Genomic DNA, 25,862 nt, shown 5'->3' with positions numbered 1-25,862 from the left:
ATCTTTTGTGATTGGAGATCTATCGTGTACGAAACGTTTATGCGAGTCATAAGAGGGGGTTGATATGAAGAAAAGAGTCGTTCTAATATCAGTGGCTGCAGCCTCTGCAGTTGCGCTGTTTTTCTTTTTGAGAGCTGTATTCAGCGGCAAACTGATACTAAATCCTGTCATTGTAGAAAGTCTCGGCCCCTTTTCAATCAGATGGTATGGAGTGATGATTGCAACAGGAATAATCGTTGCCTATATTCTTGGAAGGCATCAGGGCCTCAAAGAAGGAATAAAGGAAGATTACATGATTGAGGGAGTCTTCATTGGCATAATCTTTGGGGTGTTGGGCGCCAGAATCTACTATGTTGTCTTCAACTATGAGCTTTATAAAGGGGATTTCTGGAGCATTTTCAGAACCTGGGATGGAGGACTAGCAATTCATGGGGCTTTTTTCGCAGCTCTGATTGTCACGTTCCTTTACGTCAAGCTGAGGAAAAAAGCAGAACTGAGATTTCTTCAGGTTACAGATATCTTCACGGCCGTGTTGCCTTTAGCTCAGGCCATAGGTCGCTGGGGTAATTTCCTCAATTACGAGGCCTACGGTTCACCGACTGATCTTCCGTGGAGAATGTTCGTTCCTTTGAGATATCGTATGCCCGGTTATTCGGGATACGATTACTTTCATCCGACCTTTCTATACGAGAGCCTTGCAAATATAGTCATATTTTCATTTCTGTACTGGTATCTGGGAAAGAGAAGAAATTTTGGTGAGGTCACGGCACTATACATGATCTTTTACTCGATCGTGAGATTCTTTGTCGAAGGGTTGAGACTAGATAGTTTGTATATAGGAAAGACGGATGTCAGAACTGCCCAAGTTGTTTCGGTGGTTCTTTTGTTCGCCGGAATCACTCTCTTTATGCTTTCTCTTTACAAAGGCAAACCAGTGAAAAAAGCCTCCTAAAGGCAGTGGCTCTATGAGAGAGTCTTCCCTTTACCGAGTCACCGAGAACGGCGAATGTATCAGAATAGCCTTGGGGGATGAATATCGGATCGTAGCCGAAACCTCCGGTTCCTGAAATTCCTTTGGCTATTGTTCCATCAACTTTTCCTTCAACACCAAGCAACGAATGATTCGAAGGATCATAGAAGAGGGCTGCGCAGATGAATCTCGCGGTCCTCTCTTGTTCATTTTCCATCCGGTCAAGTATGGCACTCATCTTCCCAAAATAACTACTACCTTCCATGAACCTGGCAGAGTTCACTCCTGGAAAACCCCCAAGGGAATCTATCACAAGTCCTGAATCATCAGCTAGAAGAGGTACTCCAAGATCCATATATGCTTCAATCTTCTTCACCGAGTTTCCGAGAAAGGTCGGCGAATCTTCAATAATATCTCTGTGGGACGCCACGGCCTCAATAGACTCAAGCTCGATTCCATCGGGAAGCAGTAGGCTGATCTCCCTAAGCTTGTTTTCATTGGAAGTAACCAGATACAGCTTCACCTTCTTAACTCCTTGATCCTATCAACAACTATTGATGGAGAATCTGATCTGAATACCGCTGCTCCCATGATGAGGATATCAGCGCCTTTACTAACAAGCTCTTTCGCATTGTCGAGGCTTACACCACCATCAACTGCAATTTCGAAGTCAAACCCTTTCTCACAGCGAATGCGATCGAGCGATTCAATTTTTCTTGCAGCTTCCGGAATAAATCGTTGACCTGTGTAGCCAGGGTTTACGGTCATAACCAGCACACCGTCAGCAAAAGGAAGAACTTCTTCAAGCCAGGAAACGGGTGTTGACGGGTTCAAGACTATGAAAGCATTGGCTCCATACTCCTTTATCTGTCCCAGCAGCCTGTGAAGATGATAGTTGCCCTCCACGTGAACATGAAGATTCTTTGCGCCAAGTTCTGCATATTCTCTCACATATCTCGAAGGTTCCTCTATCATTAAGTGAACGTCCAGTGGTGGATGACTCAACCTACCCAGCGCCTCCATAATCGGTACTCCGAAAGTTATATTAGGGACGAACATCCCATCCATTACATCTATATGCAGAAAATCTGCTTTTCGTACTTTACTTACTTCGCAGGCTAGATTGGTCAAGTCAGCAGCAAGAATAGAGGGAGATATCTTAGCCATACTTCTTTCCTCCCTTCTCCCTTTCTCTTTCCTTCAATTCATTATACATACTCAAGTAACTTTCATACCGACTTTCGTGGATGTTCCCTGCTTTTATCAGCTCCTTAACGTAGCACCCAGGTTCATCGATGTGGACGCAGTCGGAAAAAGCACACATTCCGCTTTCCTGATCAATCTCCGGAAAATACCTCTTTAGGCAGTCTGGCTCTATTTCAGGCAATTCGAGATTTGCAAAACCAGGTGTATCGGCAATTAACCCTCCGAAATCGAACTGAAGCAATTCCACGTAGGAAGTAGTATGTCGCCCTCTCTCAAGACCTCGAGATATTTCCGACACTCTCAACTTCAGACCTGGATTAAGCGTATTCAACAGACTGCTCTTTCCGACACCAGACATTCCAGCCATCACGCTTATCTTGCCTTTCAGAATATCGCGCAATTGATTTATGTTAATCTCCTTCTTCGAAGAGACCTGATGAATGTTGTAATACTCACCGTAGATTTCACTGAACTCCTTTATTTCGTCGTCAGCAAGCAGATCGATCTTGTTAATGACTACAACAACTGGCAGCTTCGCATATTCAGCCAAAACAAGAAATCGGTCCGTAATCACATTTTGAACGGCAGGTTCTCTGAGGGAAAGCACCAGGAGTATCTGCTCTATATTGGAAATCCTCGGTCTCAGAAGCTCAGTTTCTCTTGTGAGAATACTTTCTATCCGACCCTGGCCGTTACCGCTTAGAGAGTATTCAACTCGGTCACCGACAATTGGTCTAATCCCTTGCATCCTAAACCGACCTGGCATCGTGCACAAAAGCCTCCCACCTGTCTCGTTGTCCACCACTTCCATATTCCTGCTTCCAAATCTAACTACTACTCCTTTTCGTCTTTCCAAGCCTTACCCCCTTCTTCTCTGCCTTAACTGGCCACAAGCGGCATCAATGTCCGTGCCCTTCTCATGTCTCACTGCGCTCTCAAATCCGACAGCCTTCAATCTTTCCTCGAAATCTACAACTTTCTGATCTGTAGGTCTTTCGAAGTTCGGATTGACAGGGTTCACAGGTATTATATTTATAAAAGACTTGATTCCTCGAAGGTATTTGATAAGTTGTTCAACATCTCCGGCTGTGTCGTTCACTCCACTTATCAAGGCATATTCAAAGGTAATTCTGTTTCCAGTCTTCTGTTGATAATACACAAGTGCTTCTCTCAGCGAATCTAATGAATGTATCCTATTTACTGGCATCAATGAGCTTCTTAACTCATCTTTGGCACTGTGGAGTGAAACTGAAAGCCTGATATCTATCTCTGAATCCGCAAGCCTCTTTATCCCTTCCGGTATTCCTGCAGTGGATATTGTGAAATGCCGGAAGCCAAGGTTTCTACCTCTGGGATCGTGAAGGATATTGATTGCCTTATATACACTGTTCTCATTGAGAAAGGGCTCACCCATTCCCATGAAGACAATGTTGTCTACGGGTCCATGAATAGCTCTTTCCATGTGGATCACTTGAGAGACAATTTCACCGGTCGAGAGGTTCCTAGAAAAACCTCCCGCTCCCGTTGCGCAGAAGGAGCAGTTCAAAGCACAACCTACTTGAGAAGAGATACAGAAAGTAACATGTCCCGGATGCCTCAAGACAACAGACTCAATCTGATTCCCATCTTTGAGTTTCCACAAGTACTTTTCGGTACCGTCTTTCGAAAACTGCTTTTCAACTGCCCTCATTGCCGAGAAGTACAGTAATCCTGGCAGTTCTCCTCGAAGAGCCTTGGGAAGATTCGTCATTTCTGAAAAGTCCAGAGTTCTTTTCTTGTAAACCCAGTTAAAGATCTGGTCAGCTCTGAAAGCAGCTTCTTCTTTAGAAAGCAGCAGACCTCTCATCTCGTCAAGACCAAGGGAAAGAATATCTTTCATCTTGCTCTCCTAATCCTGGCCACATAACCAACAAGTGGCGCTTTCGATGGTTGTAGCCAGTAACCACTTCCATCGAATACAGCGGCAATTCTCCGTTTCTTAAAGAACTCTTCCATTTCAACCGGTTCAAATTCACTAAGAGAATTTAGAGCTCTATTGTTCTCCTCTTCGGTCATTGATTGGCTATAGTAAATGAAATCATCGTGTTCTTTCGCGAAGCTACTCAGTAACTCCTTCGCCTTCTGAAAAGCCTCTGTAAAGGCACTGAGACTCAGAGAATGTAATAGCCAAGGCATGGAATTTATTCTTCCCGTAAGGGTGCCGCTATGCTTTGCTACTGGGACGCCCAGTCCCGAAAGGATATACTCAACCTCATCAACGCTTTCAGGCTTGTATGAGGGATCGCCTCTTTGAAAGATATTGAGAAGATCCGAGTACTGGCTCATGTCGAAGATAAAACCCTTTTCGACAAGTTCATCTTGTCGGCCAGAGGCAATAACTGTCTGTACTGGAGGTGTTTGGTTATACTCAAGAAGCTCTTCCAGACTTTCGATCCACTCTACATCTCTCCAATAATTCACAAGCCACTCCGGATGAGAATAGGTGACATTTAACGGTTGATCTTTCGACGGGCCAGAATCAGCGATTTTTCTGAGAACTGCATTCACAAGTCCTTTGAACTCCTTTACGCCTACTAGACTTACCGAAGAGTCTATTGAGGCGTATTCAGGCACACTGTCCAGAAACTGGATCTGGAATACCCCCATCCTCAAGACATTTCTCACCGCTACTGGAACTTTGCTGGGCTTCCTCAAAAAGCGGGCAAGCTCATAGTCGATTCTGATTCTCTTTCTTAGAATTCCGTAGATCAAGTTTATACAGAAAGAGCGGTCTTTTGAAGAAAGCGTGGAGAGAGCCATCTCCACCTTCTTGAAAGAAATGTACCCGTTTGCATCAAAGAAAGACAAAGTTTGCAGCGCTATCGAACGAGCATCCTGCATCAATCTCTTCCAGCACCCGACAACACCAACATTCTGAGCAACTGAAGAATCGAAGTGGCGGCAGATGCAACATACGTCATCGCGGCTGCTCCTAGAACGGAGCTTACTCCTTTCAGCTCTTTCGAAGGCATTCCCATTGAAGCGAGGAGCTTCTTAGCTCTGGAACTCGCATTGAACTCTACCGGTAGTGTTACCAGCGTAAAAAACACAAAGGCCGAGAAGACAACGATTCCAATTCTGATTAGAATCGGTGATACCATAAGAAGCCCAATAATGAAGATAATCCAGGAGAGGGAAGAGCCTATCTGTGCAACAGGTACTACTGCATTGCGAACAACCAGCGGAGCGTACTTTTCTTTGTCTTGAATGGCGTGGCCAATTTCATGTGCGACTACTCCTAAGGCCGCTATTGATGTGCTGTTGTGAGTTGCATCCGATAATCGTACAACCCTCTTCTTAGGATCATAGTGATCAGTGAGATTGCCTCTTATTCTTTCTATCTTAATGTCGTAAAGCCCCGCGTTGTCAAGAAGCTGTCTGGCTAACTGAGTGCCGTTAAAACCGAAGGTAGACCTAACTTTCGAATACTGAGAAAACCGCGAGCTAACAAGAAACTGGGCGCAAGCTGCCAGGATAATTGCTGGAATAAGTATAATGAACGTTGGATCCCAAAACAACTTAACCACCTCCTACTTACGATTATATAACCCGTGAGTAAGATGGTCAACGCAATATAGGCAGCGCTTCAAGTCAAAGACTCATTTGGCAGAAAGACTTCTGAAATTACCAGTTAGCTTTGATCTGTCTGGCTGCATACACCAACGGGATCTCAAGACCTTCAATTCCTCGAGCAATAGTTCCATCTTGATGACCTTCAAGAATTAAGAGCAACAGCTATGGTCAATCGAAGAATGGTTTGTCTGCCAAAGAGGAAAACCTAAGTTCTCTAGCCTTCTGTGGGCGTAAGGCCTGTATTGGTCTCATCCTGTTTTTAAGCCGTGTCCCGTGAACACAGAGATGATACACTCACCAGGATCTGAGAAGGCTATGTACTTCTTCAGTCCCGCTATTGTCGCTGCAGCAGTTGGTTCCAAAAAATGACCTCGTCTAGACATTTCGTTACGGGCCTCAATTATTTCCATTTCTGAGACACTAAGAAACAGTCCACCACTATCTCGAACTGCTCTAAGTATTTGGGACCCTCTTACCGGTCTTTCAATTGCAATTCCCTCAGCAACCGTAGACTTTGTTTCCACATCCTCTGGTTGCTCCAGCCTTCTATTAAACGCTTGCACAAGTGGAGAACAGTTCTCTGACTGTACTGCAATTATCTTCGGAATATTGTCGATTATTCTCGCAGATTTCATTTCGTGAAACCCGATCGACGCTCCAAGTAATAAGGTACCGTTTCCCACAGGAAGAACAATCGTATCTGGGCCCTTCCAGCCAAGTTGTTCGCAAATCTCGAAAGAAAAGGTCTTTGTACCGTGAAGAAAGACCGGATTGTAAGTATGACTTGCGTAGAAACTTTCATACGCACTCCCAAGAATGGATCTCGCAGTGTCTTCTCTGGAACCCCTAACTAACCTTAATCTGGCACCATATGCACTGATTTGATCTAGTTTTCTCGCTGAAGTCCCTTCGGGAACGAATATCTCACAAGATATGCCTGCCCTGGCAGAATAGGCTGAAATCGAACATCCAGCATTTCCCGACGAATCCTCGACAACTGATTCAATTGAGTGCTCTTTGGCATAGCTTACTAGCACGCTTGCCCCTCTATCTTTATAGGAACCTGTAGGAAAGAGATAGTCCTGCTTAATCAACACTTTACGTCTGCATATTTCCTCTTCGATCAATGGGGTGAATCCTTCCGACATAGATATGATGAACCGATCATGCTCTATTGGAAGGGCCTCCCGATAACGCCACATAGTGGGAGTGCGTTTTTCTATCTCCTCAACAGGAAAGGACGAATCGTATTCCAAATCGAAGACGCCTCCACACTCGCATCTGAAGTTCTTCGATTCAGCGGGATACTTGCACCCGCATTGAGAGCAAACGAAGGAAGCCAATGTCAGAAGGTGTAGTCCACAGATATATATGGCCTGGCAAAAGGAACAGTACTGCGTGGATCTAGCTGCCAGTATCCATCAAAGCCAGCATCCAGTCCGACTCTTGAGAAATAGCTTCCAAATCCTATTCTTGAATACAGAGGAGTGCCTGCGATCGCTCGATCTCCACCCGCAACAGCAAAGATGTGGTTCAGGGACCAGAAAAGCTGCCCCTTTACGTAAAGACTCTTGTATACCGGGATTCTCGTCTGAACCCCTAAGTACGTATGTTCAGGGATGCTGAACCCTTTAACCACAAGGCTTGACCAGTTGAACGAGAAGAGGTAAGAATGAATTACACCCTGTATCAGGGGTATCCCTGCCGCAAAATTTAGAAAAAAGGGTGTCACGACCGAACCGGAGGACATATCAAGATTGAAGCCAATTCCGACGCTGATTGCAACAGAAAAACCTGAAACTCCAAGAATCAAAATCAACGAAATCAACAGTAGTTTTTTCACCACACACCTCCTAAGGTTTTTATCTAGAACTTTCTCCATTGAAGCCTACAGCAAAGATTGTGGGTAGATCGAAATCCCTCTTAGCTATCTTTATACCCCAGATCTGAGTGTAAGCTTTCTTCCCGATAACGAGACCGTGTTTCATGTCCTCTTCAAGCCTCTTCATCCCTTCTATGAACCCTTTCTCTGACATTAATCTTAGTGCAGAATATGCCTTGCTTCTGTACTGCTCAAAATGTCTCTTCTTGAATTCGAAAGTCGTCTTGACTTTTGTAGTGTATATTCCTTCAAATCCCGCCTTCTTCATCGCACACGTTATAGACGAATTTCCGGGATATCTGGCCCTGTCTATCTCAAGTGTTTCAGGGAAATAGTGAGTTAGCGTTCTTTCACCAATATCCTGGCAGGAATCGGTAACTGTCAGCACGCTTCCATCATTTTGCAGCACTCTAAAACTCTCTTCGAAGAGGCTCTCCAGATTGGCAATGTAATGAACAAGATTAACATTAAAGACGAAATCAAACTGAGCATCTTCATACAGAAAGGGCTGATCAGCATCGGCAACCTTCAACTCAACTCTGTGATTCTTCCTTGTGCCCTTCAGAATCATTGAAGGGCTGATGTCAAACCCAAATCCACGCGCGTGAAGAAGTTCCGAAAGTATACTCAAGTAATCAGCAGTGCCACAGCCAACTTCCAGAATTCTGTCGGCATACCTGACTCTGTTGAAAATATGCTCTACCAGTTTTTCGTTGGGATATCTGTACTGTGAATATGTCATTGCCACTTCGTCAAAATCAAAGCCTTTTCTTTCTCTCAACAATTTCACCTCTCAAATAGTCTAGCAAATGAGTTTGACAAAGCGACACCAGAATCCGCTGTGTGTTTCTCTATTGAGTTTTCTTGTTTGCGTTCTCAGAAAGTGTGTTTTAGAACTTGTGTATAATTGAAAAGAAGAAAATCACTGGGGGCTGGAAGTGACTGCAAAGAATGTGATAGAAATCCTAAGCGCATACGCACGAAGTTTCGGCGAAACGCTAATCGATAAACCGACGATTAATAAGTCGCTGCTCACAAGCAATGTCAAAATCTACAAGAGCCTCAAATGGCTAAATATCGTCTGTTCTCTTCTTCTGTTTGTGCCAGCTTTTGCATCAATTGGAGATTTCAATTTACCTCATATGATTGGGTATATCGTTATGGCATTTCTTGGGTATGCAACATGGATATTTCAAGGGATTACCGGTGTCCCAATGTTCGAAGAGACCCGGTTTCTCACATTACTACATCTCGTATTGCACAGTTTCTTTGGAATGTGGCTTGGTTTCTACAACAATTTCGCCCTTTTCGATGACCTTCTTCACGTCTTTGGGGGATTTTGGGGAGGATTTTCACTCTTTCCGTTTATTTTCGGTTCAGCAATAGCGTGGTCGAATCTTCCTCCCAAGGCAATTAAATGGAAAGTCTGGCTTTCCGGCATTGCTATTGTCAATATGGCAGGCGTATTCTGGGAGATTGGAGAGTTCGTTTCAGACAAAATTTTCGGTGGCTATCCCGGTTATAGAATGGCTCAAGAGAACAGCCTAGATGACACAATGATTGATTTGATTTACAACAACATTGGCGCTACAATAGGTATCCTGCTGTTCTGGTCATACTTGAGGAAGTCTGGAGATATCAACACGTTCATGAAAAACATGGGTGAAAAGCTGGGAGAGTTCTTCGAAAAGAAGAAACCTCCTGCACAGTAACGCTCCGGGTCCATTTCAGGAGCCGAGACTCCAGTTCTAGCTCTTCATCTTCCATAAACAGTGACTTGATTCAACCAATCTCAGAACTGTCCTTTCAATGAATCGTTTCTCTCCAATGGTAGAACCAATTCTTCAAAATAATCAAGTAAAGCAATTTCCGAAATTTGATCCTTCTGCGCATTGACGTTACTCGAAAAAGAAATATATCTTACTGAAAACCCTTCTGTCTTATCATCGTACAGTCTTTCATCAAATGCCTTTCTTACCAGTTAGATTGGGCGAAAAGGTTCATCAAAACAATCTCATACCAACTTCCAAGAGCACTTCTTCCTAAGACATACCATCTGAATCCCATCCGGATTATGTATTATACTATAGTTAGTTGCTTCCTTAAGATTATCTACTTCTCTTGTGAGGTGCTAAGGTTTGAGGGAATCTTGGGAATATTACAATGAAATTGCTGGCAGATATGACTACATGTATGAAGAAGCTTACTGGAAGCTCTATCACGTCGTAGTTGAGAAGCTTATTGAAGATCATGTGAAAACGGCGGGCAAGGTTCTTGATCTCGGGACCGGAACGGGAAAGTGGGCTCTTCATCTCGCCGAGAAGGATCACGAAGTTGTTGCCGTTGATCTTGCAAAGGAAATGTTGAAGGTTGCTTCAATGAAGGCAGATATTGCAGATCTCAGAATAGCATTCATTCATTCTAATGCTGAGAATCTACCATTTGAGAATGAGGGTTTCGATATCGTTCTTGCAATGGGTGATCTTCTTTCGTATGCAAAGGACCCAATCAAGGTGCTCAATGAGTCACATAGGGTACTCAAAACTGGTGGCTCGCTTTTGGCGACAGTTGACAACGCATGGGCTTTCCTACATGACTTTCTTTCAAGGGGAGAATATTCGATGGCGAAGAGACTAATAGAGCGAGGCGAAATCCCTATAGGTGACGGATCGGTAAGCAACAAACGCTTTATTACAAGACCCTACTTTTCAAACGAAATTGAATCCTTTCTTGACGAGACAGGGTTTGATCTTGTTGACATTGCATCGATAGTTGCCTTTTATCCTTACGACGAACATGCTCTGGCTGCCGGAATTAGTGTAGCTGCAGACTGGGAACATAAATATTGTAGGAACCGCGAGACCTTTGCTCGTTCAGAGCATCTCTTCTTTTGCGGGAAAAAGAGGTAGAGAATGGCTAAGAAACGGCGAACCTCTCCAGCGCTTGCTATTGGTCTCTTTTTGATAATGGCTGCCATAATCGGTTTTCTGTTTTCATTGATAGCAGTTAACAGGGTCGGTCAGATGAAAGCCGAACTTGCGCAGATGCGCAGACAATATGATGAAGAGCTTGAAGCAATAGAAGAAGACTTCAAGGCAAAGCTTACAAGCGTTGAAAGACTTCTTGGATCGGGCGGGGCTCTTGAGCAGTATATCATCGCGAAGAACTATCTTTCGAACACCGCTGTAGATCTCGAAGCGATTATTACGGAAGCGCAAAATGCGAAGGATAGACCGTACTTCAGGGTTTTTGTGACGGGAACGAAAGATATTTGGGTTGGGATGAAGAAAACCTCGTCAGACTCCGCATATTTCTTTCAGAAGAATTTCGCGCCGGGTCTATCCCAAGAGAAATTCTACTACTTCAAGAATCCAGAGATAGAGACGAAGTACACTGTGATCGTTGGAAAAGATGCTTATGTAAGAACTGGGGCACCAGAATCGGTGTACCTAATCTTTTTTGGATTCGACTCCGGCAAGATTTCTAAAATGCCCGCAGTTGAAGTTGCGAATATTACGAGCGTTTTCAATCTATATATTCCCGGATCATGATTTCGGCCCATTGTGAAGACACGTTACAGCAGTAGCCGCACGGGGAAGTAAAAGGACGGATCGGGAGGCTGTTCTGCGATGGGCTCTCCTTCATTTCTTCCAGTATTGTGTTCAAACAACTTGCTGAACAGGAGTTGTCTCCGCCTGTTCGGAAACCCTGCGACGTCGTGGCGAAGAGTCTTTCAATTTGCACAGCTACTGAACAATTATTAAAGAAATAGCCAGACCTACTAGACTCTATTCACTTCTCAAAGCTTCAACGGGGTCCTTCCTGGCAGCCATCTTCGCGGGAATCAGTCCACCCAAAATCGTAAGTATTACGCTTGCACCTGCTAGACCCAGGGCAATTAGGGGATTAAGATACGCAACATCTGGTAAGCCAGTCATTCTTTCAATTATTGAGTTCATTGGCAGAATCAACAAGGAGGCGATAAATATGCCCAAAATCCCTGAGAATGTCCCAATTATAAAGTTTTCGGCATTGAAGACCCTGGTAACATCTATTTTCCTCGCGCCCAGCGCCCTTAGTATACCTATCTCCTTGGTTCTTTCGGTCACCGAAATGTAAGTAATTATACCTATCATAATCAGAGAAACCGCGAGAGAAATCAAGGCGAAGGCCAAGAGAACAATCGTCGAGGCGCTAAGTACACCGTCAAGTAATCTCGTTATAGTAGAAGCAAGATCTATGTAAATTACTGTTTCCTCATCACTCTTGCCTTCGTTCCAGGCATCAAGATACTCGAGAACCTTCTGCTTTGATTTAAAGTCCTTTGGATAAAGCACAACCGAAACTGGTGTTTCAAACGCCCCTAGCTTCTGAAGAGTGTTCCTCTTGGTTACCGGAAGAGTGATACCTCCGATTAACCTGGATGTGATATCTGGAGGGATAACCGAAAGAACGTTGAAGAGATCCGAAGCAAACTGCTCTCCGGTTAGGATGTTCACATAGAACTCCTTCTGCGCCTTCACAATCTCCGATTTCATTGCATCTTCTATAAACATCTTAGCAAGGCGATCAGAATACGCTAACCCCTCGTTCAGAACGGAAAACTTAATTTGCTCCTTCGCCCTAATAATTCCAGAAATCTCAAGAAGTATTCCGACTTCACCATAGTAAAGCTCCATCAGATCGCTCATTGACGACTTTGGTGAGAAGCGCATTCCGTCCTTCACGTAGAAATCATTGTTACTGATTGCCTTGATTTTTAATCCAACTATGTCTTCAACAGCGATTATTCCTCTGTCATAATCTACGCCCAACGCCTGCAGAATCCCCTTGGATACTCTGTTATCTTGCTTGACAATCATTACGAGATCTGTAGGTTTTTTCGGGAAGGAGCCTGCAACCAGATCAAAGTTACTCTCCAGATAACCTGGACTTTCTGAATCCAGATTCTCAGGATAGGAGGTGAAGTTAACATGAGTCTGATCAATCGTCTTTGCCATCTCTCCGTATCCAGCAACAAGATTCATGTTAACGTGTCGAGTATATGTGAATCCCGAAAGAAGCTTCGGATTTATGCTTTCAACATACTCAAGATACTCGTCGGACAAATTGTTGTTATGAATCAGAACCTCGTCACTAGTATCATAAGGATAGATAAACAACTCTTCAGCATCAGAAAGGCTCATTTCGGATTCGAAGCGTTGGAAATTCCGAGAATCAATATCTACAGTCGTCTGACTGACCATTATTGGGAAAGTCGATAAAGTCTGTGATTCGAAATCCGCCAATTGTCTCCCGAAACCACTTGATAGTGATAGAACAAGAAAGATTCCCACGATACCTATGCTTGAAGCTAGAACTGTAAGCGCAGTACGCCATTTCTTCGTTAGAATATTGGTAGCCGAGAGCTTTAGCGCCGTAGGATAACTCATTCGTGTCTTCTTAATCTCGAGCTCCGAGCGCGGATCGGGTTCGTTCACAACTCTGTTATCGGAAGCAATGTAACCGTCACGAAGTATGATCACTCTATCTGCAAATCTCTTCGCGATCTCCTCGTTATGAGTGACCATAATCACCAGCTTATTCACCGCCATCTCTCTTATGAGCTCTATCGTCTGCTCACCGGTCTGAGAATCTAGAGAACCTGTAGGTTCGTCCGCAAGAACGATGTCTGGATTGTTGGCAAGAGCTCTAGCAATAGCCACTCTCTGCATCTGTCCGTTAGAAAGCTGATTGGGTTTCTTATTCGCCTGATCAGACAAACCCACTCCTTCTAGCAGGTTCATCGCTTTCTTATTTCTCTCTAAAGGATGAACACCGCCCAGTATCATTCCCATCTGGATGTTGTCCAGAATGCTGAGGTGTGGAATCAAGTTGAAGCTTTGAAAGACAAACCCGATACTCTTGTTTCTATATGCATCAAGTTCCCAGTCAGTGAATTCCTCTGCCGACTTTCCATTTATAACAAGATCTCCATGATAGCATCTGTCGAGTCCACCTATTATGTTCAAAAGGGTGGTCTTGCCAGAGCCACTGGGTCCAAGAATCGCGACAAACTCGTTCTTAGAAAAACAAATCGAGACTTCGTTAAGTGCCGTCTGTACAAATTCGCCTGTTTCGTATATTTTCGATACTTTCTCCAGCTGAAGCATCTGTGCATCACCCTCTGAAATGAGAATCAACAGGTTATACAGAGATTATATTACTCAGATACATCAATCGAGAAACCTTTTTGCATTTAAACTAAAATACTCATTCTAAGATACTTTTGCAATGGTCCTTTGAGGCCTTGAGTGAGAAAAGAATAGATCCGAAAATCACCAGGATCATTTCCGGATCTCTCCAAAAAAAGAAATGGAAAGGAACTGTCAGACTCCACCGTGTGGAGCTTGAGCCGAAACTTTGCGGCATCAACAAATCCGCAAGCATTTTACCCAGCTTTCATCTGAAGAACTAGTTATTCCCACTAAGAAAATTAGAAGCAAATTACGAGAATAACTTGGAACGACACGATTCGTACCTGTATTATAATGATGAATAAACGATTGAGAATCCAACTCTTGAAGCACTTTCAGATTTGCCAAATAGATAAATCAAGCAGAATCAACAGCTAGCTGGAGGCGAAGGATGAGAAGGATTGTTTCTGTATCGACTGTAGTGACTGTGGTATGTATGGTCATTGCCTTTTCGGGAAGTTTTGGCGGTGAAAGGGCAGAAGGACTTTTCGACGTGGTCAGTGCATCTGACGGATTCTTGATGATCGGCTTTTCTGAACACTACGATGAACCATACATTGAAACGCTTGTTGTCAAGACTGATCTCAACGGTCAGATTCTGTGGACAAGGGAATATGGCACCCCAGCAGACGACATTGGAAGGTGCATCGCAATCACAGATGATGGACTTGCTCTCCTTTTGTCCCGAGTAGAGGCTAGTGGTGATGCCAGGCTGATGGCTACGCTTGTAGATGAACAGGGACGCCTCGTCTGGCAAAACAACTACGGGAAGTACTCGAATTATTCTCCCTGGACAGCTGTATATTCGGGAGGCGCTTTTGTCATTGCAGGTCAGTGCATGACGGATAAGAAATACCTTCAAGCAAGTTTGCTGAAGATTGACCTCGAAGGAAGACTTCTTTGGGAAAGAGACTTCGGAGGTGAAAGCTTTGACGGGGCGATGGACATAATTGAGACTTCCGATTACAATCTCCTTTCTACCGGCTACAGCTGGATTGAAGATCACGAGTTCCTGTGGGTTGCCGTCCTTGATCCTAACGGCAAAACTTTGTGGCAAAAAGAAATCGGAAAGGCAGATTCCCTTAGTCTTGAAGGAAGAGCCGCAGCTGAAACTGGTGACGGATACCTTGTTGCCGTTACTGCAAGCGATTTTTCTGGGGTGGGATATCTGGTGAAACTTGACTTGGCAGGTGAGTTGATAGAAGAGACTCGGTTAAGCGAGAAATTCCCGGCAGCATTGTCTATTCAGAGAGATGGCGGGGAGTTTATCGTTCTTCTCTCTTATGTAACAGTTTCCGAGGAGGGTTTTGGCCTAGTTAGAATTGGTGACAGAGGAGAAATCTTGGACGAAAGATCCTTTGAAGTCAATTCTTTCGAGCCGCACTCGTTCACAAGGATTAGCTCCGGTCGGTTTCTTGTAGTCGGCACAATATCTGACGACGACTTTGGAAGACAGGCCTTCTGGATGTCTGTAGAATTTTAGTCAACTGTTAGAATGATTTGTTAGAAATGCCTGATAAGAACAACGTAGAACATTTCTGCAATTCAAAATTTGGCTTCCATTGAATGCAAACACTGGTTTCTAATGAGTCTTTACATAAGAACCCGGATTTTCTTCAAGTAAATCTGAGTTTCTTACTTTGCGTCTCTCCTAATCATGGAGACTTAAGCCCAGAAATCCCACCTCTCGCTCATGACCATATATCCCGATGTTAATGCTTCTCCATGGTCTCTTCCTCATCTACTTTGTGTATGGAACTCCGGAAAACAAAAGCAGCTCACTTCTTATTGACGGCCTCAGGCTGGAAAATCATTGCTGGGCAGAAACAGGAATCAGGAACTTAATTGTCAAGATTCCTGAAGAAGTGGTTCCCAGTTTTACAAGGTCTTGCAAGAGATTAGTTTAAAAGGATCACGAAATCAAGGGAAAACGAATCCCTGTAACCTGTTCCGGGAAATCATCTTTTTTTCAGTTCATTGTAAAGGAGGCTCTGATGATTTCTGGAGCCTTCTTCTCTAATACTGATGTTAGTGGCCGCCAGAGAAATTATCTGAGCCAAATCAGGCGTGTAGAACGGCATTCTTGTACGAGTCTGTACATTAACTTGTGATCTTTGTGTTGCATACTTCTTCATCAATACTGGACAGATGAAACCGCTGAATCTGTCTACTTCGGCTGATCTCCATAGAAGTATTGACGTCGTGGATTTTCTGACAGTCACCTCTTCGACTCTAGCCGGGAAATCCAAAGGTCTGCTTCGGATGCTTTCTGTCATTTTGTCTGATCGAACAAAGAGAAGCTACATAATTTGCTCAATAAGCGCAAGTATTTCATCCACCGTAATCTTCTGCTGTTCAAGAAGGCTGATGCTTGCCTTGCCGTCTCCCTTCTGTGGTCCGTAATAACCGAACTGAGCGTGGTTTCCTCCTTCAATCACGATGTACTTTGTATCTTCAGGCAAGAGAGATCTGGCTTTCTCGAGGGCTTCCTTGTCGAGGACTGTATCATCGCTGCCATAAACTGACAACACATGTAGATCAGATTCAGATAGTGAGTCCATACTGGCCGGATAAGCGGCAAGCAGAACGAGTCCAGAGACAATTCCCTGATTTTTGGAAGCGAATCTAGCAGCCATAGATCCTCCCAGAGAATGCCCAGCCATAATCCATACTCTGATTTCTGGATTTCTCTCAATTATGGCAGCCGCACTGTTTGGGGAAAGAACGGCAAGATCTAGTGGCATGTCTACGAGAAAGACCGACAGATTTTTCATCGCGAGCTCTCTAAGGAGCGGGGCATATGCTATTGGATCAACCAGCCCACCTGGATAGAAAATCACTCCGACCTTGCTCTCTTCTCTTGTTGAAAATGTGTGAGTTCTGTCTTTGAAGCTGTACAAAACCGTATTGGAACTATTCAGAGCCTGCAGAGCCTCCACCATCGGCGGATATGGAAATAGGAAGTAGGCAACACCAACCGTCAATACTGTTACAGCTGCTCCAAGAACAACCAACCATAAGTATGCGTTTCCTCTTCTCATGGCTATCCTCCCATTTGCATTCTACAGATAATCCTTTTTACCATTATGCACTGAGGTTGTGCATCACTTTCAAAGAGTAAGCGATACTCTGAGAGTTCTCTTGTGTGTTGTGCCTGAACCCGGTAGCAAGTATCGCTAGGTTAATGTGGTACACTGTTCGCAGTAAGAAGGCTCAAAACGAATTCTTGGAGAGAATTTGAAAACCTCTGGAGGCACTCAATGAAGTTGAGATCTGTTTTTGTCGCTGCATCTTCACTGGTCTACTTCATGATTGGTTTCACGGCTCAGTCAATAAACAGTGCCTTGCCCGCAATTGCAGTAGAACTCGAAATGAGTCATGACATGACCGGTCTTGTTCTTGGCCTTCCTTCTTTTGTCTACCAAATTGCAGTTCTGATTGCTGCTTTCATTTCGAGAAAGTTCGGTCCATTTCTTACCGCCGCTACAGGAATTAGCTGCATAACTCTTTCTGTAGTATTCATGGCTATTTCAAGAAGTTATTCCACGTTTCTCACTGGGAGACTGCTGTTCGGGTTTGGCCTTGGCATAACTGAAATTAGCATTGCGCTGTGCGTTTCATATTTGGCATTTAAGAAGACTGGCGGAGTATTGAATCTGGTCTATTCTTTCTTTGCCCTGGGAAGCATTGTGGGTCCGGTATTCGTTTCGTTGGTTCTCACTGACACCAGCAAGTGGAACATTCCGATATTTTTGGCCTCTGCTCTATTTCTTATGATCAGTCTTCTTTCCTGGATTGTTTGGAAGAAATCATCTGTTGAGCCCTCTCCTGCGGTTGAGAGAAGAAGACTGACTCTTCCCAAAGACACTGTCTTTTGGTTGATCGCTGTGGGAGGTCTTCTGTACGTTGGCTACGAGATGGGCTTGTTCTCTTGGCTTTCCACTTTTGTATATGAAGAGAAATCCATATCATTAAGGATCGCTAGCCTTATACCATCTTTGCTTGCGTTTGGTCTGTTTGTTGGAAGGATAATCACCGGATTCGTGGTTGACAAAGTGGGACTTCAGAGAACGCTTGTCGTTCTAGGCTTGATTTCATCTGTCGGATTTTCCTTTTCCTTCCTGGCTGAGAATCCGATCGTTCTTGCACTGGGAGTCTTCACAACGGGTTTGGGATTTTCGGGAACTTTTCCTACTCTCCAAGCAATAATCGTTTCTGGCTACAGGGAGAATCGCGAGGCCGTTCTTTCAATCTTTGCCGCATCTGGCTCTTTTGGTGTTGTGATCACAAATCTCCTTGTCGGCCGCATTAGCGAAAGCACTAACCTAAGATTTGGAATGCTGGTCATCGCCAGCCAGATTCTAGGCGCTCTTGCAGTGTTTTTCAGTATGAACCTTATCCACAGGAAGAGAATGCGCAGAGATCCGAGGTAGAAGCGATGAAGAAATCTAGAACAAGGTCAGGATTTTTGATAGCAACCAGATCACAGCGAATATAACGAGCCCAACAAAAGCGAGACTGAAAATCACGCGTAGTCCAAAAAAGGCCAGCTTAACTGCAAGACCCAGAAAAACCAATCCTCCAAAAATCGCAAGAACAAGAATGAATATATCCATGATTTCTCCTCCGTATCTATTAGAATTTGCTGTTATAGGATCTTCCGAAACTGAATCCTGATTTGATTAAATCTACACAGGCTGAAACAACTTCCTTATCATAAAGTATACCAGCGTTGCCCTCAATTTCTTGAATTGCTTCGGCCAAACCTTTTGAAGCCCTATATGGTCTGTGAGAAACCATCGCTTCTACGACATCGGCTACTGCAACAATTTTCGATTCCAGAGAGATCTCCGATCCTTCAAGACCTTCCGGATACCCGGTTCCGTTGATTCTCTCGTGATGGTCCTTTACAATCTCTGCTATCGGACCGCCGAGCTGTACATCACGAAGGATTTCGTAACCAATGACAGGGTGACGTTTGATTAGAGACCACTCGAGATCGGTAAGCTTTCCCGGCTTCGAAAGGATCTCAGCAGGTATTGAAACCTTTCCAACATCGCGAAGTAGACCAGCGATTCGCACTGATCTTACTGAGTCATTCTCTAGATCAAGTTTCTCCGCAATTGCCGTAGCCAATTTACTTACATTCTCTTGATGACCTGCAGTATAAGGATCTCTCGCTTCAACAACTTTACTGACTAACTCGACGGCCCCTTCTAGCGCCGCATTCACTTTTTTCAAGGCTTCGGCTAATCTGTCCTTTGCAGTCAGAGCATCTGTGACATCAATTATTATGAAGTTGAGCAACTCCACTCCAGAAGATCTGAAAGGTGAGGCGAATATCTCCACATCAATTATCTCTCCACCGGCCCGCTTCTGACGTGTCACAAGTCTGAGAGTCTCTTTCGAAAGGAGCTTGTTAATCTCTTTGAGTCCTCGGCTATCTGTTGTGAGATTCCTAATTGAAAGCTTCTTGAGTTTATCGGTATCATATTTGTAGAATTCGCTGGCAGCTTCATTTGCATCAACGATTCTCCCTGTTGATGGATCAATAAGCAGCATTATCGCCCCGTTCATTTCGAAGAAGTTTCTGTAACGCTGTTCACTCTTGACCAGTTCATCTTCTTCAAGAGCAAGAGTTAGAATGTCTCCAACTGAAGCAGCGAATTGCTTTTCGTCGGCTGTCCATTCTCTTGAGGTTTCCATATCGCAGAAGAGTGATCCAACGATCTTCCCCCTGATCTTCAACGGTATATCGAGGATGGCTTCAATGCCAGCCTCTTTAAGACTGTCGACAAAGGGACTACTATTCTCAATCTCAACATTCGAAACGCTCAAGAATCGCTTATCGCTCACTAGATTCACGTATTCGCCAGCCAGATCAGTGCCCATCGCAAGTGATCTATCCATTCTGATCTTTCCTTCATGTAGATCATAGCTAAGCATCAGTTCCATTTCTCCGACCCTGTTCAACATATATATTCCGGCACGATCGACATTGAGCGAAGAACCTACCGTCTCAATCGTTTCTCTCATGAATTCATCGAGGGAAAATCGCTTACCCGCTATTGCCTTCGAAATCTTGAAGAGACTTCTACCGGCTTCATTCTTGAATCTCTGGATCTCTGTCATTTCAGTTATATCATAACTGAGATCTACTATCTCACCAGAAGGAAGCCGATAAACATAGTTCACCCACCAACCTTCTTGCTTCCCGCAAATATATCGCTCAAGACCAACACTACGTGGCTTTCCGTCTTTGAACGTTTTCTTTATTGCATCGTACAGCTGGCTTTTCTCCAATGTTTGGAAGACATCTCTTACATCCTTACCCGAGTGGTTACAGGCGGCACTTTCTGCGATTCCTCTCGGCGGCTTGAACTCCTTCAGAAAAAAGCTCTCACCTTGATCGTGGCTATCAATGATGAGAAGACCACCATTCATATTCTGCACCAGTTCACGATATTTCGATTCGCTATGTGCGATTCTCTCTTCCTTCTGCCTCTCTTCTGTCACATCCCTGAAGATCAAGACAATTCCTGAGATTTCGCCATCATCCCTGATGATCGGAGCTGCCGAGTCTGCTATTGAATAGACCTTCCCATTCTTGGACTTAAGACCCGTATGATTAGCCAAACCAATTTTCATACCAGTCTTAATAATATCCTCAACTTGAATCTGAGTCGATTCGCCTGTCTCTTCACTGAATATTTCCATAACATCATTCATTCTCTTACCAACAATTTCTTTTTCCTCAAGGCCAATCAAGTTGCAGGCGACAGCATTCGCAAATACGATCATTCCAAATCCATCGGTTGCAAGGACCGCATCTCCTATGCTCGATAAAGTGACTCTGTATCGCTCTTCACTCTCATTAAGACTCTCAGATGACTTAATACGCTCAATGATTTTCCCTAGCCTCTCTGTTATCGAAAAAACCATCTGACCTTCTTCATATAGAAATGCAATTTCGCTGTCACCACAGTAATAGACAGTTACACTTCCTACTTCTTTACCTCCTTTCTTTATCGGTTCACGAATGAACCGGTCGCTTTTCAAGATTTTGCCCGATTCGTACACTTTGTCGTTGTACACAATAACTGCGAGGGTATTTTCTGGATCCATAAATGCATCAGGAAATATTCTCACAAGACCAATGATAATGTCTTCGATAGAGTTCTCGGCTCTATCAACGATTCTCGAAAAGCTATATAATAGGTTCAGCTCCTTCTTTCTCTCTCTGAGTTGTGCTTCGAGACTCAAGTTAATACTCCTAGTCTCCCATTTTCTACTGGTCACTTTCCGGTCCTCCTGTTACCTTATCTCCCCCGGAACTCTTAGAAACATACAGATTATTGTCTGCTCTCTTGATCATTTCTTCAAGCTCGTCTTTCTGACCTGCTAAACCTGCTATGCCAAGGCTGGCACTAACCTCCAACGGAATACCATTAAACTCAATATTCGTCTCCCGAAACGAGCGGAGTATTCTAAGTGCAGCTTCCTCAGTACGTCTTGAGTCAGTCATGGGCAATATTACTATGAACTCATCCCCACCGTACCGACCAAATATGTCGGCTGCTCTCAAAATCCTGCAGCAGATTTGTGCTACTCTCTTCAGAACGTAATCTCCTCCAAGATGACCCAATTTGTCGTTAAGCTTCTTGAAGTTATCAACATCAAACATTATCAAGCCCATCTCAGTTCCATAACGCTTTGCCTTTTCGATTTCTCTTTCTCCCAGTTCGAAAAGACCTCTCCTGTTGTATACACCTGTAAGATAGTCCCTTATCGAAAGATCTCTTACCTCCTCGTGAAGGCGGGCGTTATTTATACCTATTGCAGCAATATCTGCAAATGCTTTCAGAGCTTCCAAATGCCGCTTCCTGAAAGCCCTTTCAATCTCGCTGTCAACGGCGATCATTCCAATAGGTTCATCTTCAATAAGGAGGGGTACACCCATCCACGATTTTATGAAAGCAAAATCCGGTTTGTTGAACTGGTGGTATTTCTTCTGAGCATATTCAGCCAGGACTATTCGTTTCTTCTTGACAACATCATGGCCAGGACTACCAACCTCCATTGTAAACCTCGTTCCAAGGAAAGATTCTCTACCCGGCCAGCTACCACCTACTATCAGCAACTGGTCTCCATCGATTAACTCAACTGCGGCGCTGTAAAACGGAATGACCTGCCTGAGTCCGCCAACTATGGATTCAATAACGGTGTTCATGTTTAGATCTTTCGTAATCGCTTCGGTCGCCTTTCTTAAAGATTCAGAAGTGATGTGATTCCTCTTTATTGTCACAAAGTTCTTTATCTTATTAAGCGAAAGAGAAATGGTGGTGCCTATTAGCCTGTAAAGGTCTATGCTCTCCTCGGTTAAGCCGGTTACCCTCTCTGTAACACTTTCAAAAGCTCCGATAACCTCATTATTTGACTCAAGAGCTATACACACGTACCTTAATTCGATCCCATCATAAACTATGTCTTCCAGAAGTATGTGATTGCCACTTAGCTTCCTGAGAACTTCGGGATCTCCTTCTAAGTCTACCGGGAAGATCTCGGTATTACCCCTTGAGACTTCAAGATCGAAGGGATCCTCATCACTGAAGACAATTCTGCAACCCACAATGCCCTTTTCTTCATATGCGCGATTCACAATCTTCGAAGCAGCTTCATGGAGGTTGTCTCCGCTGAGAACTAAGACATACAAATCGTTCATGAAAATCATCATACTGTCTCTGGTTCTCAATTCAGCCTGGAGCTTCACTTCGCTAGTAACGTCTCTCGAAGACATAGTCCAACCTTCTATTTCATTACTCTTAAGTAGAGGACTGACGGCCGTTTCCATCCATAACATTCTGCCGCCCTTAGTCCTTGTTCTATACCTGAAGGAACCATGTATCTTCTCTGCAGCCAGTTTTTTCGATTCCTCAATAACCCGTTCAACATCTCTCCGATCAATCAGATCAAATGCCTTTGTCCCTACCAACTCCTCCGGGGTGAAGCCCATTGTATTCACCACAGAAGGGGATACGTAAGTGAAAATCAATTTTTTGTCGGCCACGGCAAGAATGTCCAGAACATTGCCCTCAAAATTCTTTAGTAATCTGTCGCTCCTTAATAGTCTCTCCTTCAGCACTACTTCTTCACCTCGGGAAGCCTCTTCCGAAAGCTGTTCCTTATCACTGAGAGAAATTGAACTGATCAAGCACCTCAAGAAGGCCTTCTCATCTTCTGTCCAATCTCTGTACACAGACTTGTCTTCGCAAACTAGAGCTAATCCGGCCGTGCCCAAGGAATTGACTATTACTACTGCGCCCCCAGATTTCTCTGAGGAGATTCCATACTTCTTCGCCCCAATGATTTTCTCAATCCAGCGATCTTGTATGACTTCATTTCTTACACCTAGAATCCTTTCGATTTCCTTCGTTTCACTCTTCCATTCGCAGATTTGTCTCAAGGAAAAAGAACCATCCGTTAGATCCTGGAACTCGTAGATTGCAAGCCGATCAGCACAAAGAGACTTGCCGGCTACAGTTAGAACATCGCACAGCTTCGTTACACTCCGTCCCTCAACAGACATATAAGAAAAGATTGTCTCCAACGAAGCAAAAAAATCGCGTCTACAGACTCCCATAATCCCCTCCGCGGATGGACTGCAAGAACAATCCCATTTGATTATATCATTGCAACTTCTTGCCAAAAATCCCGAGTATGTCTCTAATATCTCAACTAGGGCAACATAAGAGAAGAGCCGCACACAATTGACAGCTTTGAAAATAAGCATTCTATGTTTTGAACTTTGCGCTTAGCGCTACAATGAAAGAGGTAGAAGCTCATTCACTCTGAAGATTCGCCCGAATGGCTTATTTGGAGTTCGGGAAGCATCCTCAATCGATATCTGCTTTCACGAAGTCTCTCCACGATTACATTCAAGAATTCCCCAACCGTCAAGACTTCCTATTCTGGACAATCCTAATCTCTGGCTTTGCGCCGTCAATCGTATTCTGAACTATACCTTTTCTTAGAGAACAACAGTAAATTGCTCCGAAATCTCTAGAAGATCACCGATCTAGTGTAATTGTTGTCTCATACTCCAGTAGAAGCAATCTCCAGGCATTTCCGTTACTTCCTGGCGAATCACAGGATCAAGATTCTCTGTTGGCTTGTCACGAATAGTAGAACTGCGTTGTTTGCCACACTCGATAATCTGGGACGCTTCAACTTCTCGATTTTCAGCAAGGGGTTTGGTTCTGTGAAAACTGGAGGGTGGGAGAGCTCGCGATTCTTGATGTCTGAGTCCTCTAATTAATTGATAATTTGCCATAGGAGATTCTTTGTGTTGTTCATGTTGATTCAGTATACTCCCGATTTTCGTGGCTTTGAAGAGCTTGAGCACCATATCTCCCTAAGGATGAAAATCTCAAGAGATTGAGATATCTGCTCCAATTCGAAAGCGGTGCTAAACTAAGTTATCGGACAGTGGAGGTGAAAGATGCGTTTTCTCGAACAATATCTTGAAAGAGAAGTTAGACCTGCACTTGGGTGCACAGAACCCGGAGCGATCGCATTTTGTGTTGCTCTTGCAGCAAGCAAACTCGAAGGAAAGGTAGAAAAAGTAGAAGTAACTACCAGTGTCAATGTGTACAAGAACGGAATGTACGTGGGAATTCCAGGTACAGATGAAAAGGGGAATGAGTTTGCTGCCGCTTTAGGTGCTGTATGCGGAGACGCAGGCCTCCAGCTCGAGGCACTTAGACCTTGCCGAATTGAGTCAGTAGATCTTGCAAGAGAGATGCTGGACAAGGGCCTGGTCAGTGTGATCTGTGATCAAGATCTATCTGGAGTATTTATTGAAGCCTCGGTGGCTAATCGGAATCACTCTGCGCTTTGCAGGATAATTGACAGTCACACCAATGTCGTTTTATTAGAAATTGACGGAGAAAAGGTTCCCTCAAGTGAGGAAATAGTCCCTTCCGACATACTGGAACTTACCCCTGAAGAGATATTTGAGTCAGTTCGAGAAATCACTGAACTGGAAATCGAGAAGATCTTCGAGGGAATAGAAATGAATCTCAAGATAGCTAGATTTGGTCTTAATGAAATGCTACCTTCGAGAGAAACTTCCAGATACTATGAAAACGAAAGTCTCGGATACAGAATTCGGAGTTACTGTTTCGCGGCTTCAGCGGCCAGGATGTCAGGTGTTCCACTTCCTGTAATGAGCAGTGGCGGAAGTGGTAACCAGGGAATCGTTGCCACACTTCCAGTGGCTCTGACCGGTGAGCACTTCCAAAAGAGTCGCGAGGACATTGCGAAAGCAGTAGCTTTGAGCCACCTTTTCTCCGGTTACATAAAGAACAAGCTCGGCAGAGTTGCCCCGATCTGCGGATGCGTTACAGCTGCCGGGACGGGGGCCACAGCAGGGATTACCTATCTCCTTGGAGGAACAAGGGACATCATTGAACAGGCAATGCTAACTTTACTATCGAGCACGACGGGAATTATGTGCGATGGTGCAAAAGAGAGCTGTTCATTGAAGGCGGGCCTTGGAGGTCAGGAAGCATATAGCTGTGCATTACTGGCAATGGACAATCTTGGAGTTAATTCTGAACAGGGATTCATTTCCACCACTCTGGACAGGTCTATAGAAAACATCCAGGTCCTTCTTTCAAAAGGTATGTCAAAGATCGACTCCGCAATAGTTGAGGTACTCGAAAATAGAAAAAGAAAAACGAAAGAACTCCATTAAGTGAATCAATTGGACAATTCATAAATCCTTGAAAAATCTCGCTCTGTCAAGCCTGAATATCGGAGAACTTATGGCATACTAAATGACAATCAGACAAATCTCTCTCTGATCGCATAAAGAAAAGGTTTACCCTATACACAAATGGCTCCTATTCTTCGTACGTAATATTCTGTCCGCGGAACAAGAAACGCATATATTGAA

The 25,862-nt window shown here is 44.1% G+C and carries 22 protein-coding genes; 7 read left to right on the top strand and 15 right to left on the bottom strand.

Annotation, left to right across the window (positions count from 1 at the left end):
• Window positions 1-64 precede the first annotated feature (64 nt).
• Window positions 65-952, top strand: a complete 888-nt coding sequence (lgt, locus tag Y697_RS02610; RefSeq protein WP_121550138.1) for a prolipoprotein diacylglyceryl transferase — start codon at window positions 65-67, stop codon at window positions 950-952.
• Here lgt and Y697_RS02605 read toward each other — a convergent pair.
• From Y697_RS02605 to Y697_RS02565, 9 genes are all read right to left on the bottom strand, one after another.
• Complete coding sequence (locus tag Y697_RS02605; RefSeq protein ID WP_121550137.1) at window positions 906-1,493, bottom strand: non-canonical purine NTP pyrophosphatase; 588 nt, start codon at window positions 1,491-1,493, stop codon at window positions 906-908. The two genes, lgt and Y697_RS02605, sit on opposite strands and share 47 nt — an antisense overlap.
• Complete coding sequence (gene rpe, locus Y697_RS02600) at window positions 1,490-2,137, bottom strand: ribulose-phosphate 3-epimerase (protein ID WP_121550136.1); 648 nt, start codon at window positions 2,135-2,137, stop codon at window positions 1,490-1,492. The genes Y697_RS02605 and rpe overlap by 4 nt, the downstream gene beginning before the upstream one ends.
• Window positions 2,130-3,032: a ribosome small subunit-dependent GTPase A gene (rsgA, locus tag Y697_RS02595; RefSeq protein ID WP_121550135.1), complete on the bottom strand. Its 903-nt coding sequence runs from the start codon at window positions 3,030-3,032 to the stop codon at window positions 2,130-2,132. Before rsgA ends, rpe begins: the two co-directional genes overlap by 8 nt.
• Before the next feature lie 3 nt (window positions 3,033-3,035).
• The gene (gene rlmN / locus Y697_RS02590) at window positions 3,036-4,055 is read right to left on the bottom strand and encodes a 23S rRNA (adenine(2503)-C(2))-methyltransferase RlmN (RefSeq protein WP_121550134.1); all 1,020 of its coding nucleotides are present in this window, start codon (window positions 4,053-4,055) and stop codon (window positions 3,036-3,038) included.
• Entirely contained in the window at window positions 4,052-5,056 is a 1,005-nt protein-coding gene (locus tag Y697_RS02585; RefSeq protein ID WP_121550133.1) for a transcription antitermination factor NusB, read from the bottom strand. The genes rlmN and Y697_RS02585 overlap by 4 nt, the downstream gene beginning before the upstream one ends.
• Window positions 5,056-5,733: a zinc metallopeptidase gene (locus Y697_RS02580; RefSeq protein ID WP_121550132.1), complete on the bottom strand. Its 678-nt coding sequence runs from the start codon at window positions 5,731-5,733 to the stop codon at window positions 5,056-5,058. The genes Y697_RS02585 and Y697_RS02580 overlap by 1 nt, the downstream gene beginning before the upstream one ends.
• A 303-nt stretch (window positions 5,734-6,036) precedes the next feature.
• Entirely contained in the window at window positions 6,037-7,044 is a 1,008-nt protein-coding gene (locus Y697_RS02575; RefSeq protein ID WP_259462272.1) for a threonine synthase, read from the bottom strand.
• Window positions 7,045-7,133: 89 nt separating this feature from the next.
• Window positions 7,134-7,631 carry a hypothetical protein gene (locus Y697_RS02570; RefSeq protein WP_121550131.1) on the bottom strand — a complete coding sequence of 166 codons (498 nt, stop codon included), beginning with the start codon at window positions 7,629-7,631 and terminating at the stop codon, window positions 7,134-7,136.
• 19 nt (window positions 7,632-7,650) lie between these two features.
• Window positions 7,651-8,451: a class I SAM-dependent methyltransferase gene (locus Y697_RS02565; RefSeq protein WP_121550130.1), complete on the bottom strand. Its 801-nt coding sequence runs from the start codon at window positions 8,449-8,451 to the stop codon at window positions 7,651-7,653.
• A 157-nt stretch (window positions 8,452-8,608) separates the two neighbouring features.
• Between Y697_RS02565 and Y697_RS02560 the strand changes: the two genes are divergently transcribed.
• From Y697_RS02560 to Y697_RS02550, 3 genes are all read left to right on the top strand, one after another.
• Window positions 8,609-9,382: a hypothetical protein gene (locus Y697_RS02560; protein WP_121550129.1), complete on the top strand. Its 774-nt coding sequence runs from the start codon at window positions 8,609-8,611 to the stop codon at window positions 9,380-9,382.
• A 426-nt stretch (window positions 9,383-9,808) separates the two neighbouring features.
• Window positions 9,809-10,579, top strand: a complete 771-nt coding sequence (locus tag Y697_RS02555; protein ID WP_121550128.1) for a class I SAM-dependent methyltransferase — start codon at window positions 9,809-9,811, stop codon at window positions 10,577-10,579.
• A gap of 3 nt (window positions 10,580-10,582) precedes the next feature.
• Entirely contained in the window at window positions 10,583-11,221 is a 639-nt protein-coding gene (locus Y697_RS02550) for a hypothetical protein (protein WP_121550127.1), read from the top strand.
• Window positions 11,222-11,458: 237 nt separating this feature from the next.
• Here the strand turns inward: Y697_RS02550 and Y697_RS02545 are convergent, their stop codons facing one another.
• The gene (locus tag Y697_RS02545; RefSeq protein WP_121550126.1) at window positions 11,459-13,822 is read right to left on the bottom strand and encodes an ATP-binding cassette domain-containing protein; all 2,364 of its coding nucleotides are present in this window, start codon (window positions 13,820-13,822) and stop codon (window positions 11,459-11,461) included.
• 475 nt (window positions 13,823-14,297) lie between these two features.
• Between Y697_RS02545 and Y697_RS02540 the strand changes: the two genes are divergently transcribed.
• Window positions 14,298-15,389, top strand: a complete 1,092-nt coding sequence (locus Y697_RS02540; RefSeq protein WP_121550125.1) for a hypothetical protein — start codon at window positions 14,298-14,300, stop codon at window positions 15,387-15,389.
• A 475-nt stretch (window positions 15,390-15,864) separates the two neighbouring features.
• Here the strand turns inward: Y697_RS02540 and Y697_RS02530 are convergent, their stop codons facing one another.
• A complete protein-coding gene (locus tag Y697_RS02530) occupies window positions 15,865-16,182 on the bottom strand; it encodes a hypothetical protein (protein WP_183083684.1) in 318 nt (105 codons plus the stop codon).
• 24 nt (window positions 16,183-16,206) lie between these two features.
• Entirely contained in the window at window positions 16,207-16,947 is a 741-nt protein-coding gene (locus Y697_RS02525) for an alpha/beta hydrolase (protein WP_121550122.1), read from the bottom strand.
• Between the two features lie 219 nt (window positions 16,948-17,166).
• Between Y697_RS02525 and Y697_RS02520 the strand changes: the two genes are divergently transcribed.
• Entirely contained in the window at window positions 17,167-18,339 is a 1,173-nt protein-coding gene (locus tag Y697_RS02520; protein WP_121550121.1) for a sugar MFS transporter, read from the top strand.
• 15 nt (window positions 18,340-18,354) lie between these two features.
• Here the strand turns inward: Y697_RS02520 and Y697_RS14545 are convergent, their stop codons facing one another.
• From Y697_RS14545 to Y697_RS02510, 3 genes are read right to left on the bottom strand one after another with little or no spacing between them, the layout of a single operon-like run.
• Window positions 18,355-18,522, bottom strand: a complete 168-nt coding sequence (locus Y697_RS14545) for a hypothetical protein (RefSeq protein WP_183083683.1) — start codon at window positions 18,520-18,522, stop codon at window positions 18,355-18,357.
• A 19-nt stretch (window positions 18,523-18,541) separates the two neighbouring features.
• Window positions 18,542-21,205 (bottom strand): HD domain-containing phosphohydrolase, encoded by a 2,664-nt coding sequence (locus tag Y697_RS02515; RefSeq protein WP_259462271.1) that lies wholly within the window; start codon window positions 21,203-21,205, stop codon window positions 18,542-18,544.
• Window positions 21,195-23,546: a diguanylate cyclase gene (locus Y697_RS02510; RefSeq protein ID WP_121550120.1), complete on the bottom strand. Its 2,352-nt coding sequence runs from the start codon at window positions 23,544-23,546 to the stop codon at window positions 21,195-21,197. The genes Y697_RS02515 and Y697_RS02510 overlap by 11 nt, the downstream gene beginning before the upstream one ends.
• Before the next feature lie 858 nt (window positions 23,547-24,404).
• Between Y697_RS02510 and Y697_RS02500 the strand changes: the two genes are divergently transcribed.
• Window positions 24,405-25,661 carry a serine dehydratase subunit alpha family protein gene (locus tag Y697_RS02500; protein ID WP_121550118.1) on the top strand — a complete coding sequence of 419 codons (1,257 nt, stop codon included), beginning with the start codon at window positions 24,405-24,407 and terminating at the stop codon, window positions 25,659-25,661.
• Window positions 25,662-25,862: the final 201 nt, after the last annotated feature.

The sequence above is a fragment of the Mesotoga sp. BH458_6_3_2_1 genome, from assembly GCF_003664995.1.
Taxonomy (GTDB): Bacteria; Thermotogota; Thermotogae; order Petrotogales; family Kosmotogaceae; genus Mesotoga.
This window is presented reverse-complemented; position numbering and strand designations above follow the sequence as displayed.